Source organism: Brachybacterium sp. HMSC06H03 (assembly GCF_001807385.1).
Taxonomy (GTDB): Bacteria; Actinomycetota; Actinomycetes; order Actinomycetales; family Dermabacteraceae; genus Brachybacterium; species Brachybacterium conglomeratum.
On the sequence record NZ_KV788653.1, the window covers coordinates 1 to 11,415 of the forward strand.

An 11,415-nucleotide genomic window follows, 5' to 3' on the forward strand; every position below is an offset into this window, starting at 1 on the left:
GGCCGGCGCCCGCCCGTGCCGGAGCCGGGGGCGCCGGCAGCGGGCCGTCGTGCGGCGTCGTCGGGACGTCGGCCGGAGGTGCGGGGCTGAGCGGTCATGCGAGCCAGAGTGACACAGATAACTTCTGAAGAACAGAAATATGGCGGAAGTTCTTCCGGATCGGGCCTTCTGAGGGGGCTCTGGAGCGGCAAGAGTGTGACCACTCGACGAAATTCGTCGAGGACGGCAGCCCCACCGGCCGCCGGAGCAGCCCGAGGAGCCGACGATGACCACCCCGACCCCCTCCGCCCCGCGCAGCACCACCCGCCCCGGGGACCCGACCATGACCGCCGAGGAGCTCGCCCGCGACTGGGAGATCGACCCGCGCTGGGCGGGGGTCCGCCGCGACCACAGCGCCGAGGACGTCCTCTCCCTCACCGGCCCCGTCCGCGAGGAGCACACCCTCGCCCGGCGAGGAGCCGAGCGGCTCTGGGAGATGATCCGCGAGAACGACGAGGACCCCGGCTCCTGGATCTCCGCCCTCGGCGCGCTCACCGGCAACCAGGCCGTCCAGCAGGTCCGCGCCGGACTGAAGGCCATCTACCTCTCCGGATGGCAGGTCGCGGCCGACGCCAACCTCTCCGGCCAGACCTACCCCGACCAGTCGCTCTACCCCGCCAACTCCGTCCCCTCCGTCGTGCGCCGGATCAACAACGCGCTGCTGCGCGCCGGGCAGATCGAGTTCGCCGAGACCGGCACCACCAGCCGCAACTGGCAGGCGCCGATCGTCGCCGACGCCGAGGCCGGCTTCGGCGGCGCCCTGAACGCCTACGAGCTGATGCGCTCGATGATCGAGGCGGGCGCCGCGGGCGTGCACTGGGAGGACCAGCTGGCGAGCGAGAAGAAGTGCGGCCACCTGGGCGGGAAGGTGCTCATCCCGACCTCCCAGCACGTGCGCACCCTGAACGCCGCCCGTCTCGCCGCGGACGTCTCCGGCACCCCGACGGTGATCATCGCCCGCACCGACGCGCTCGCCGCGACCCTGCTGACCAGCGACGTCGACGAGCGCGACCGGCCCTTCCTCACCGGGGAGCGCACCGCGGAGGGCTTCCACGAGGTCACCCCCGGGATCGAGCCCGTCATCGCGCGAGGTCTGGCCTATGCGGAGTACGCGGATCTGCTGTGGGTCGAGTCCTCCACCCCGGACCTCGAGCTCGCCCGACGCTTCGCCGAGGCGATCCACGCGCGGTTCCCGGACCAGAAGCTCGCCTACAACTGCTCGCCGAGCTTCAACTGGAAGCGGCACCTGGACGATGCGCAGATCGCCCGCTTCCAGCGCGAGCTCGCCGCGATGGGCTACGCCTTCCAGTTCATCACCCTGGCCGGCTTCCACTCCCTGAACCACGCGATGTTCGAGCTGGCCAGCGGCTACCGCGACCGGCAGATGAGCGCCTTCGTCGAGCTGCAGGAGGCGGAGTTCGCCTCCGCCGAGCACGGCTTCACCGCCCATCGCCACCAGGCCGAGGTGGGCACCGGCTACTTCGACCGGGTCGCCACCGCCCTGAATCCCACCTCCTCCACGCTCGCCCTCGCGGGCTCCACCGAGACGGCCCAGTTCCACTGAGCGCCGTCGGCCCCGTCCCCGGGGCCGCGAGCGGAGACCCCGCCGCCCCCGGGCGAAGAACCAGCGTCCACCTGACCCGTCCCCTCGGCCCGCCACCCCGCGCCGGACCCCTTCGACCATCCTGACCAGCCACGTGTCCCGGAAGGACCTCGCCATGACCCTCATCGACTACCGCCGTCCCCTCTCCGAGCAGCGCCCCGCCGCCGGCACCTCGGACGACCCGTCGGCCCCCGGCCGGAGCACCCCGCGAGGACGCCTCGAGGTCGTCGGCCCCCTGGGGCCCCGCTTCGAGGAGATCCTCACCCCGGAGGCGCTCGACTTCCTCGCCCTGCTGCACGACCGCTTCGCGAGCCGACGCACCGAGCTGCTCACCGCCCGCACCCTGCGCCGGGAGTCCATCGCGGGCGGGGCCATGTTCGACTTCCTCCCCGCCACCCGTGCGATCCGCGAGGACCGCAGCTGGCGCGTCGCCGGACCCGGGCCCGGCCTCGAGGACCGACGCGTCGAGATCACCGGCCCCACCGACCGCAAGATGACGATCAACGCCCTGAACTCCGGGGCGAGGGTGTGGCTCGCCGACCACGAGGACGCGCTGAGCCCCACCTGGGACGCCGTGATCGACGGTCAGCTGAACCTGCACGACGCGATCCGTCGGCAGATCGACTTCACCGGCGAGAACGGCAAGGAGTACCGCCTGGCCGAGGAGACGGCGACGATCGTGTTCCGGCCCCGCGGCTGGCACCTGCCCGAGCAGCATCTGCGCTGGGTGCGGGCCGACGGCCGCTCGATGCGGGCCTCCGCCTCGCTGGTCGACGCGGGGCTGTACCTCTTCCACAACGCGCGCGAGCTGATCGAGCGCGGCTCCGGCCCCTACCTCTACCTGCCCAAGCTCGAGTCGCATCTCGAGGCGCGGCTGTGGGACGAGGTGTTCGCCACCGCCGAGCGCCGGCTCGGGATCGAGCACGGCACGATCCGCGCGACCGTGCTGATCGAGACCCTGCCCGCGGCCTTCGAGATGGAGGAGATCCTCTACGAGCTGCGCGATCACTGCGCGGGGCTGAATGCGGGGCGCTGGGACTATCTCTTCTCGATCATCAAGATGTTCCGCGACCGGGGCCGACGTCGCGTGCTCCCGGACCGCTCGCAGCTGACGATGACCGTGCCGTTCATGCGGGCGTACACCGAGCTGCTGGTGGCGACCTGCCACCGCCGCGGCGCTCATGCGATCGGCGGGATGAGCGCTTTCATCCCCGACCGCAGGGACCCGGAGGTGACGCGGCAGGCGCTGGTCATGGTCGCCGAGGACAAGCAGCGCGAGGCGAGCGACGGCTTCGACGGCACCTGGGTGGCGCATCCGGACCTGGTGCCCGCCGCGCAGGCCGAGTTCGACGCGGTCCTGGGCGAGCGGCCGCACCAGGTGGACCGGCTGCGCGAGGACGTGCAGGTCACCGCCGAGGACCTGCTCGACCTCGAGGTCGAGGGCGGGGCCATCACCGCCCAGGGGATCCGACAGAACATCCGCGTGTCCCTGCGGTACCTGGACGCCTGGCTGCGCGGCTCGGGCGCGGTCGCGATCGACCACCTGATGGAGGACGCGGCGACCGTGGAGATCTCCCGCTCGCAGCTGTGGCAGTGGATCACCCAGGGGATGCTCACCGACGAGGGCATGCCGGTGACGCGGGAGCGGGTCGAGTACTTCATCGACCGGGCCGTGCTCGAGCTCGACACCGAGCAGGGCAGCCGCATCCCCGAGGCGGCCGAGCTGCTCAAGGAGGCGGTCCTCGGCGAGGAGTTCCCCGCCTTCCTCACCAACGGCGCGTACGAGCGCCACCTGGCGTGATGGACAGGAGGTGACGGTGCGCCGGGTCGGCGCACGGGTGAGGTCCGGAGGGTGCTCGGTCGAGCGCTCCGGGCAGATCGGACACCCGTGCGCCGACCCGGCTATGTTCAGGCCATGCGCATCGGCATCGACATGGGCACCACCCGCACCATCGCGGCGGGCGTGGACCGCGGCAACTATCCCGTCCTCCCGTTCACCGACCCCGACGGGGACGAGCACGCCCACTTCCCCTCCGTGATCGCCGAGGTCGACGGGCGTCTCGTCCACGGCTTCGAGGCGGAGCGCGCCGCCCGCGTCGGCGCCCCGCACCTGCGCTCCTTCAAGCGGCTGCTCGGCGACCCGGACACGCACCCCGGCACGACGGTCCGGCTCGGCGGGCGCGAGCACCTGCTGCTGGACCTCGTGACCGCCTATCTCACCGCGGTGCGGGAGGCGCTGCCGGTCCCGGTCGGCCAGGTCGCCGCCTCCGTCCCCGCCCACGCCCACTCCGCCCAGCGGATCATGACGCTCGAGGCCTTCCGACGCGCCGGCATCGACGTGGTCGCCCTGCTCAACGAACCCTCCGCGGCCGGCTTCGAATACACCCACCACCAGTCCCGCAGCCTCACAGCGCGCCGTACCCGCATCGCGGTCTACGACCTCGGCGGCGGCACCTTCGACAGCTCGCTGGTGGAGGCCGACGGCGGCGGGCACGCCGTGCTCGGCAGCCACGGCGTCAACCGCCTCGGCGGCGACGACGTCGACCAGGTGCTGCTCGAGCTGGTGCTGGAGCGGGCAGGGCTGACCGTGGAGGAGCTCGGGGCGCCTGCCGTGGACGCGCTGCGCGAGGAGTGCCGCGCGGCGAAGGAGCGTCTGCTGTCGCAGACGCGTCGGATGATGATCGACCTGGGCGAGGAGCACGACCCCGTGATCCTCCCGGTCGAGAACTTCTACGCCGCGGCCGCGCCGCTGATCGAGCGGACCCTCGAGGTCATGGCCCCGCTGGTGGGCGAGCTCGACGCCGAGTCCGGCATCGCCGGGATCTACCTCGCCGGCGGTGGGTCCGGGCTGCCGCTGGTGGGGCGGATGCTGCGCGAGCGCTTCGGCAGGCGCGTGCACCGGTCCCCGTACCCGGCGGCCTCGACCGCTATCGGCCTCGCGATCGCCGCGGACCCGGACTCCGGCGTCACCCTCGCCGACCGCCTCTCCCGCGGCATCGGCGTGTTCCGCGAGGTCAGAGCGGGGGAGGGGGTCTCCTTCGACCAGGTCCTCACCCCCGACGCGCCCCTGCCGACCAGCGGCGCCACCACCGTGACCCGGAGCTACACCGCCGCGCACGACCTGGGCTGGTTCCGCGTCGTGGAGCATGCGGCGCTGGATGCGAGCGGCGAGCCGCGCGGGGACCTGGTCCCGTTCGCGGACGTGCTCTTCCCCTTCGACCCGGCGCTGCGCTCGCTCGACGAGGCGGCGCTCGCCGAGGTGGAGGTGACGCGCCGCGAGGGCGGGCCCCGCATCGAGGAGCGCTACGAGCTGCACCCCTCCGGTGCGGTGACGCTGCGGATCACGGACCTGGACAGCGGGTTCAGCCGGGAGTACGGCCTCGCCCGACGGGGGTGACGGCGGCGGGAGATGCGGAACGGTGCTCGGCAGAGTCGCGCTGACCGTCCCTCCACACCGGGGTCCGGGCGCGGCCCCGCGAGTCGGGGCACATCTGCGTTCCGGTCCGGGCGCGCTCAGCGGGCGCCGGGGAACTCCTCGAGCACCTCGTCGAGGATCTCCGCCGTGTCGCGGAGGCGGGCGATCCGTCCCTCGAGCTCGCGGCGGTGGACGCGCAGCGAGTCGATCCCGTCGGCCGCGCCGTCGGACCTCCCCAGCAGCGGCGGCAGCAGCGGTGCGATCTCGGTGCTCGTGAGGCCGGCGGCGAAGAGCCGCTGCACGAGCAGCACGCGGTCCACCGCCTCGGCGTCGAAGCGTCGGTGGCCGGCGGCGGTGCGGGCCGGGGTCAGCAGGCCCTGCTCCTCGTAGTAGCGCAGCGAGCGGGCGCTCACGCCGGTGCGCGCGGACAGCTCGCCGATGCCGAAGCGTGCGGGAGCACCGGTGCTCACAGCAGGGTTCACACGGGTGTCAACAGCGGTCATGGCGCCACAGTATGTCCGAGTCGCCGTCAGATCGTGCAGGTCAGGGCGTGTCGCGATAAATGACATGAATGTGATGCCCTCGCACCGTCGACACCGGTGAGGCGCCCTCTCGGCGCAGGGGGCGCGGCCCGGTCGCGGTCTGAAGGAGGCGGAGCTCGGGCCGGCAGAGGGCGGGCCGAGCGGATCGACGCTTTCGGGAGAGACTGACCCCATGCTGACCCTGCGCCTCGACGGCCGCCGCATCCGCGACATCCCCTCGTTCTACGACGAGATCAACAGGGTGTTCATGGCCGGGGAGGACTGGCGGCTCGGGCCGAGCCTCGATGCGCTGGACGACATGCTCCGCGGCGGCTACGGCGCCCTGCATGACACGGAGGAGGCGCGGGTGATCTGGGCGGAGCACGCCGCGTCCGCGGAGACGCTCGGCGTGGAGGAAACGCGTGCGCAGCTGCTGGCGAAGCTCGAGGATCCCCGCTTCGATCAGGCGATCGCGCGTCGGAAGCTGGATCGGCTGGAGGCGGAGGGCGGGCCGACGTACTTTGACACGGTGCTCGAGGTGTTCGCGGACCATCCCCGGATCGAACTCGTCCTCGCCTGATCTGTGCGGTCTCCGGATCAGTGCGCTGGGGGCTCGGGAGCGTCCGTAGGTCCAGGTGGCTGCGACGGTCTCGGAGCACTGCCCCTGGCCATGTCGTCCAGCAGGACGAGAACGCCGTCGCTGGCAGGGCGGGGCCGGATGATCGGCAGGTCCGTGATCCGCAGCTGCAGGCGGTCGAAGGCGCAGTAGATCGTCGACCATCCCTTCGCCGACGAGCCCTCGTCCAACGCTGGTTCCTCTCCAGTCGCTCCGGTGCCGTGGGCCGATGCGACGGGCGAGGTCGCCGACTCGAGGGAGCCCTCGACGACGGGAGGAGTCTCGGCAGCGGACAGCGGGACGCCGTCGAGTGCGGTGGCTGCGGGGAGAGCAGGGCGGGCATGGGCGGAAGAGCCTGCGGTGTGAGGCGCAGGCAGGTCCGCGATCCCGGACTCCGCCAGCTGACGACGGCGCTGCCGTCGGTAGGTGCCGACCGGGTCGAAGTTGATGCCGCCCCGCCGTGCCTTCTGGCCGTAGCGGGTGTTCCACTCGACCGTGCGCCGCGTCCCGTCCTCGTCGTGGATGACGCGGACGCTCTCTCCGGACTCCTCCTTCTGGTTGTCCCCGCCGCAGATGCCGTTGCCGTTGTCGAGGCTGGTCGCACCGCCCTGCGACCAGGGGACGATGTGGTCCATCTGGCGGATCGGGGCATTGCAGAACGGTGCACGGCAGGTTTGGTGGGCGAGCGTGAGGAAGCGCTTCAGGGAGGCGGGGAAGGCTCTGGACCTTGCCTCGACCCCCACGAGCTGGCCGTCGTCGAGGTCGGCGTAGAGCGTCCGGATCGTCAGGGCGAGGTCGGTGTCCTGGTTCCCGGAGTCCAGGGCCCGCAGCATCGCCTCGCGGACGTGGTCGTAGGGGACGGGTCCGAATCCCTCGATCGTCGCAGCGTCTGCGTGCGCCGGGGCGAGCAGGGACCGGTCGGTGATGATGATCCCGATGTCCAGGGTGGTCGGATCGATGCCGTCGCCCCGGCCGACCAGGGCGTCGGCGAACATGTCCGCCATGATCTGCTGGTGGCCGCGCCGGTCGCCGGCGGCGCGGGCTCCCTCCGCCGCGACGGACAGTCCCTTCCGGATCCGGGCGGCGTCGATCGCCGGGATCAGTGCCCGCACGGAGGCCATGCCGTGGTCCTCGCGGGTGATCGTGACGTGCCGGTCGTTCATCGCCCGACGGTGGCGCTCCGCCGCACCCTCCGGATCCAGCGCATGGAGCATCCGCGCGACGTGGTCGGAGATCTCCCGGGTGCCGCAGCCCTGCAGGTCGGGGAGCTGTGCGGTGAGCATCGTGTCGACCATCTCCCGCACGTGCGGCGGCACCGGCCCCATCGCCGAGCCGACGGTGTGCACCGAGCGGGGGTTCAGCGTGCCCTCGGCCAGGGCGGTGAGCATGCCAGGCATGCTCTGGACCAGTCGACGGCAGGTCGCCAGGCTCCGACCGGCCACGGACCGCGACTCCTTGAGCATCCGCGACGCCTCGGAGCGGGCGACCTGCATCGCCTGTCGCGGGCTCTCCTCGCGCTGCAGGCAGTCCTCCTTCACCGCGGCCTCGAGGCGCACCAGCGCACGGGCTCGCACCGCGTCCAGAGCAGCTTCGATCCCGACGATGCTCGACAGGAGCGCCTTGGTCTCTGCTACGGACAGGCGGTCGAGCGACGGGGAGCCCTGCACGCCGAGCGTCGTGAGGGCTGTCCGGGCCGCCGCGACGTCGACCTCTCCGACGAGGACCGCTCTCTCCTCCACGCGCACAGGTACGTCCGCCGGCACCGGCGCGCCCTCGGCGGCATCGTCCGCAGGCGAGACGTCGTGCACCGGACGGTGGCCGTCGTCGGCCTCCCCGGTGTCGTCGCGTCGCTGCGGATCCTCTGTCATGTGACCAGTATCGCATGTCAGTTGGATAGAGGGAAGAGTCCGTTAGAAACCCATCCACAGCTGTGCACAGAATGTGGAAAAGCAGGGCGTGTGGAGGAACGGTGGGGAGGGCAACCCCGTCCGGATGCTGCGGCAGCGGCGGAGGTGCGTCAGGAATGCGCGGTCGACGAGCTGCTCCGACGGGCGGTGCTTCAGGTATATGGTTCTGTTCGCCTGGGCCGATGGCGAATGTCAGGGCTGCGGGGGAGTCTTCGCGCGAGAGCCAGAGAGGAGTGGGGTTCGGAGGGGCCGCACTGCTCACGAAGCAGGAACGGTCGTCGTCATCGGTTGGGAAAGAATCCGAGACACGCGCCCGGAGATTGCTTTTCGTGTATCGACGATGGTGTCACCCGGGAAACGGTCGAGTCTCCGCAGCGCCTCAATCGCACAGACGTACGAGGTGACGGTGAGTGCTGCGCGAGCATGCCGAACCGGTCCGCGCGAGCGCACCCCACCCGCCCCGGCGACTCGCGGGGTGGCCGGAGGTCGGGGCCGTCCCGTCGGCCTCAGGCGGTGTCGTGCGTGGCGATGAGCGAGACCGCCACGAGGAGCAGTGCGATCGCGCCGAGTCCCGCGCCGGCATAGGCGGGCAGGGCGCGGTGCTCGAGACCGCGGTCGTGACGGCTGACCCCGACATATCCCAGGACGGCGGCTGCGAGGCCCGGCGGCACGGCGAGCACGTCGCCGATGAGCGGGATCAGGGCGCAGAGCAGCGCGATCAGGCCGAGGGCGAGGGAGAGGTCGCCGGGGGAGCGCCGCCCGCGTCGGGGCGGACGGGCGTCGTCCATGCACGCATCGTAGAGGGGTGCGCGATCTGCTCCGGGTGCCGCACGTGCTCGCAGAGCTGCCGGGCACGGCGAAGGCTCTCGGACCCGAGAAGGTGCGTCAGGCGGTGCCTGCGCAGGTGCGCAACGTGCTCGTGGCCCGCGGAGGGCAGTACACTCCGCTGGAACGGGCCGGGGCGCCATGGTGCGCCGAGCTCGGGACGAGTCGATGACGACCAGGAGCAGGGATGAACGCACTGCGACGGGCAGAAGGGGAGGCCCCGTGCCGCCTCCGCTTCATGTGGGATTACGCGGTGCTGCTGGACTGGTCGGCCGACACCGAGGGCGACGACCTGCCGGACGTCGAGGAGCTGCTGCCCGCCGATCTCGTCGCTCGGATCCACGCATGGGGTGAGGAGATGGAGGGCGCGTACGGCGAGTACTTCCTCGAGAAGCCTCCACCCGTCGCGCCGGACCTCGCGAAGCAGCTGGAGGCCGAGTATCGCGGGTTCCGCCAGGAGATCCGCGGGCTGGGGTTCGAGCTCATCCGGGAGCGCCCGGGCTGGCCCTTCGGGGTGCAGGAGCGCCCTGCGTGGACGTTCCGTGCGCGGCCTGGGCGGGCGGCAGGTGAGCTGGCGTGAGGCGGCTGCTCGCCGGGCTCGGCAACGCCGTGCTCTTCATCGTGCTCGCACCTTTTCTGCTCGTCATGCTGATCCTCGGCCTCGCAGGAGTTGCCGTCGCCTGGGTCGTGCAGGAGATCCTGGCCAAACTGAGGAGAGAGCCCCGTGTGCGTCTGCCCGACACCGGGGTCGTCCTCGTCGGACGGCCAGATGCGGAGACGAGCCGCGAGTTCGTCGCGGCGGCGATCCTCTCGCGGTGCTCCGCCGAGGTGGCCCGTCATGTCGGAGAGGGCGGTGACGTCACGCTCACCTCGGATGCCGCGGCGGAGCTGCCGGTCGTCGTCCGATGCGCCGAGGAGCCCGTCGACGAGGAGGACGAGATCGAGGTCGACATCGGCCCCTGGACGGTGGGGTGCCCGGAGGGCTATGACTACGGCGAGGGCGATGCCGCGGTCACCATGGCCACGGCGTACCTGGATCGAGGCCTCACCACCCGCGTGATCGGGAAGCGCACCGTCGCCCTGCTGCGCCTCGAGGAGTCAGGGGTCTGGTGGCGTCCCGAGGCGGATGGCGGTGGGACCTTCGCGCAGGCCGGGTTCAGGGACCTGCCGGGAAGGGCCGCGACCGATGCCGAGCTCGCACGACATCTAGAGAGGATCAGGGCCCGACAGGACGAACACTGAGCGCGCGACGAGCGCCCCGCCGGGCCCGCTCCGAGGCATCACGCCGGGCAGCCTGACCTCACTCCAGCGGGTTCTCCTGCGGAGGCAGCGCCGCGACCAGCGGGTGGTCCTTCTCGATGACGCCCATCTTCGCCGCGCCGCCGGGCGCTCCGAGCTCGTCGAAGAACTCGACGTTGGCGTTGTAGTACTCCGCCCACTCGTCCGGGGTGTCGTCCTCGTAGAAGATCGCCTCGACCGGGCAGACCGGTTCGCAGGCGCCGCAGTCCACGCACTCGTCCGGTTGGATGTAGAGCATCCGGCTGCCTTCATAGATGCAGTCGACGGGACACTCGTCGACGCAGGCGCGGTCCTTCACGTCGACGCAGGGCAGGGCGATCACGTAGGTCATCGGAGGCGGTCCTCCCAGGAGAGGTGGGGCGGTGCGGGCTCTTCCCGCGGTGCTGTGAGCACCGTAGGATCTCAAGTGCACTTGAGCTCAAGGCGGAGGGAGAGGATGCTCGTGAATGCGCCCCACGAGCCTGAGGAGCTCATGACCATCGGCGAGATGGGCCGACGCACCGGCGTCGCCGCGAGCGCCCTGCGCTACTACGAGGACCTCGGGCTCATCGCTTCGGTGCGCACCGCCGGGAACCAGCGCCGCTACGCCCGCCACATGCTGCGCCGCGTCTCCCTGGTCTCGGTCGCCAAGCGCCTCGGGATCCCGTTGGCCGACGTCGGCGCCGCCTTCGGCGACGTCCCCATGGACCGCACGCCCTCCCACGCCGAATGGCAGCGGGCCTCCCGCCGCTGGCGCCGCACCCTCGAGGAGCGTCGACGCGCGATCGAGCGGCTCGAGCACGAGCTCACCGGCTGCATCGGCTGCGGCTGCCTCTCGCTGAAGGCCTGCGCGCTGCTGAACCCCGATGACGCGCTCGCCGCGACCGGCGCCGGGCCCCGCCGGCTCGAGAACCCCATCGAGGACGACGAAGGAGACGACCGCGGCGACGACGAGCGGGCGTGAGTGCGGGGCGGGCGGCCGACGCCGCGCAGTCGCGCGAGACGGCCGCCGGGTGCGGGGCATCGGCCGCCGGGCCGTCGCGCGCCAGTCCACGGCCGTCCGCTGATGGCGAAGTATGACGCCCCGGTTTGCCCTCAAGTGGACTTGAGGTTCTATGGTCGAGCTGTTGCTCGTCGGGCGGACCGGCGGGGTTCGACGAAAGGAAGGACTGATCATGGCGGAGTACACGCTTCCCGATCTCGATTACGAC

General features: G+C 71.6%; 12 protein-coding genes. 8 read left to right on the top strand and 4 right to left on the bottom strand.

Going from position 1 to position 11,415, the window contains the following annotated elements; all coding sequences use genetic code 11:
* The first annotated feature begins 265 nt into the window (after positions 1-265).
* From aceA to HMPREF3159_RS01475, 3 genes are all read left to right on the top strand, one after another.
* Positions 266-1,603, top strand: a complete 1,338-nt coding sequence (gene aceA / locus HMPREF3159_RS01465) for an isocitrate lyase (protein ID WP_070499302.1) — start codon at positions 266-268, stop codon at positions 1,601-1,603.
* A gap of 154 nt (positions 1,604-1,757) precedes the next feature.
* Entirely contained in the window at positions 1,758-3,443 is a 1,686-nt protein-coding gene (gene aceB, locus HMPREF3159_RS01470; protein WP_070499304.1) for a malate synthase A, read from the top strand.
* 114 nt (positions 3,444-3,557) lie between these two features.
* Positions 3,558-5,039, top strand: a complete 1,482-nt coding sequence (locus tag HMPREF3159_RS01475; RefSeq protein ID WP_070499306.1) for an Hsp70 family protein — start codon at positions 3,558-3,560, stop codon at positions 5,037-5,039.
* 116 nt (positions 5,040-5,155) lie between these two features.
* On the opposite strand, the gene HMPREF3159_RS01480 is transcribed toward HMPREF3159_RS01475, so the two are convergent.
* The gene (locus HMPREF3159_RS01480; protein ID WP_141748021.1) at positions 5,156-5,560 is read right to left on the bottom strand and encodes a MerR family transcriptional regulator; all 405 of its coding nucleotides are present in this window, start codon (positions 5,558-5,560) and stop codon (positions 5,156-5,158) included.
* A 211-nt stretch (positions 5,561-5,771) separates the two neighbouring features.
* On the opposite strand from HMPREF3159_RS01480, the gene HMPREF3159_RS01485 reads away from it, so the two are divergent.
* The gene (locus tag HMPREF3159_RS01485) at positions 5,772-6,158 is read left to right on the top strand and encodes a barstar family protein (RefSeq protein WP_070499308.1); all 387 of its coding nucleotides are present in this window, start codon (positions 5,772-5,774) and stop codon (positions 6,156-6,158) included.
* A gap of 17 nt (positions 6,159-6,175) precedes the next feature.
* Here the strand turns inward: HMPREF3159_RS01485 and HMPREF3159_RS01490 are convergent, their stop codons facing one another.
* Together HMPREF3159_RS01490 and HMPREF3159_RS01495 are read right to left on the bottom strand one after the other, a co-directional pair.
* Positions 6,176-8,062 carry an HNH endonuclease signature motif containing protein gene (locus HMPREF3159_RS01490; RefSeq protein ID WP_070499310.1) on the bottom strand — a complete coding sequence of 629 codons (1,887 nt, stop codon included), beginning with the start codon at positions 8,060-8,062 and terminating at the stop codon, positions 6,176-6,178.
* A 545-nt stretch (positions 8,063-8,607) separates the two neighbouring features.
* Positions 8,608-8,889 carry a hypothetical protein gene (locus HMPREF3159_RS01495; protein ID WP_070499312.1) on the bottom strand — a complete coding sequence of 94 codons (282 nt, stop codon included), beginning with the start codon at positions 8,887-8,889 and terminating at the stop codon, positions 8,608-8,610.
* A 17-nt stretch (positions 8,890-8,906) separates the two neighbouring features.
* On the opposite strand from HMPREF3159_RS01495, the gene HMPREF3159_RS16935 reads away from it, so the two are divergent.
* Genes HMPREF3159_RS16935 through HMPREF3159_RS01505 form a run of 3 tightly spaced genes read left to right on the top strand, consistent with a single transcriptional unit; the run spans position 8,907 to position 10,168 of the window.
* Positions 8,907-9,098, top strand: a complete 192-nt coding sequence (locus HMPREF3159_RS16935) for a hypothetical protein (protein ID WP_141748022.1) — start codon at positions 8,907-8,909, stop codon at positions 9,096-9,098.
* Positions 9,099-9,113: 15 nt separating this feature from the next.
* Positions 9,114-9,506 (top strand): hypothetical protein, encoded by a 393-nt coding sequence (locus HMPREF3159_RS01500; protein ID WP_070499313.1) that lies wholly within the window; start codon positions 9,114-9,116, stop codon positions 9,504-9,506.
* The gene (locus HMPREF3159_RS01505) at positions 9,503-10,168 is read left to right on the top strand and encodes a hypothetical protein (protein WP_070499314.1); all 666 of its coding nucleotides are present in this window, start codon (positions 9,503-9,505) and stop codon (positions 10,166-10,168) included. The genes HMPREF3159_RS01500 and HMPREF3159_RS01505 overlap by 4 nt, the downstream gene beginning before the upstream one ends.
* A gap of 58 nt (positions 10,169-10,226) precedes the next feature.
* Here the strand turns inward: HMPREF3159_RS01505 and fdxA are convergent, their stop codons facing one another.
* On the bottom strand, positions 10,227-10,556 hold the full coding sequence (gene fdxA, locus HMPREF3159_RS01510) for a ferredoxin (RefSeq protein ID WP_010551989.1): 330 nt from the start codon (positions 10,554-10,556) through the stop codon (positions 10,227-10,229).
* A gap of 105 nt (positions 10,557-10,661) precedes the next feature.
* On the opposite strand from fdxA, the gene soxR reads away from it, so the two are divergent.
* On the top strand, positions 10,662-11,168 hold the full coding sequence (gene soxR, locus HMPREF3159_RS01515; RefSeq protein ID WP_070499316.1) for a redox-sensitive transcriptional activator SoxR: 507 nt from the start codon (positions 10,662-10,664) through the stop codon (positions 11,166-11,168).
* Positions 11,169-11,415: the final 247 nt, after the last annotated feature.

Bases quoted from the DNA above. Each gene is read 5' to 3' on its own strand.
- aceA (WP_070499302.1), top strand. From the start codon at position 266: ATGACCACCCCGACCCCCTCCGCCCCGCGCAGCACCACCCGCCCCGGG.
- aceB (WP_070499304.1), top strand. From the start codon at position 1,758: ATGACCCTCATCGACTACCGCCGTCCCCTCTCCGAGCAGCGCCCCGCC.
- HMPREF3159_RS01475 (WP_070499306.1), top strand. From the start codon at position 3,558: ATGCGCATCGGCATCGACATGGGCACCACCCGCACCATCGCGGCGGGC.
- HMPREF3159_RS01480 (WP_141748021.1), bottom strand. From the start codon at position 5,560: ATGACCGCTGTTGACACCCGTGTGAACCCTGCTGTGAGCACCGGTGCT.
- HMPREF3159_RS01485 (WP_070499308.1), top strand. From the start codon at position 5,772: ATGCTGACCCTGCGCCTCGACGGCCGCCGCATCCGCGACATCCCCTCG.
- HMPREF3159_RS01490 (WP_070499310.1), bottom strand. From the start codon at position 8,062: ATGACAGAGGATCCGCAGCGACGCGACGACACCGGGGAGGCCGACGAC.
- HMPREF3159_RS01495 (WP_070499312.1), bottom strand. From the start codon at position 8,889: ATGGACGACGCCCGTCCGCCCCGACGCGGGCGGCGCTCCCCCGGCGAC.
- HMPREF3159_RS01500 (WP_070499313.1), top strand. From the start codon at position 9,114: ATGAACGCACTGCGACGGGCAGAAGGGGAGGCCCCGTGCCGCCTCCGC.
- fdxA (WP_010551989.1), bottom strand. From the start codon at position 10,556: ATGACCTACGTGATCGCCCTGCCCTGCGTCGACGTGAAGGACCGCGCC.
- soxR (WP_070499316.1), top strand. From the start codon at position 10,662: ATGCTCGTGAATGCGCCCCACGAGCCTGAGGAGCTCATGACCATCGGC.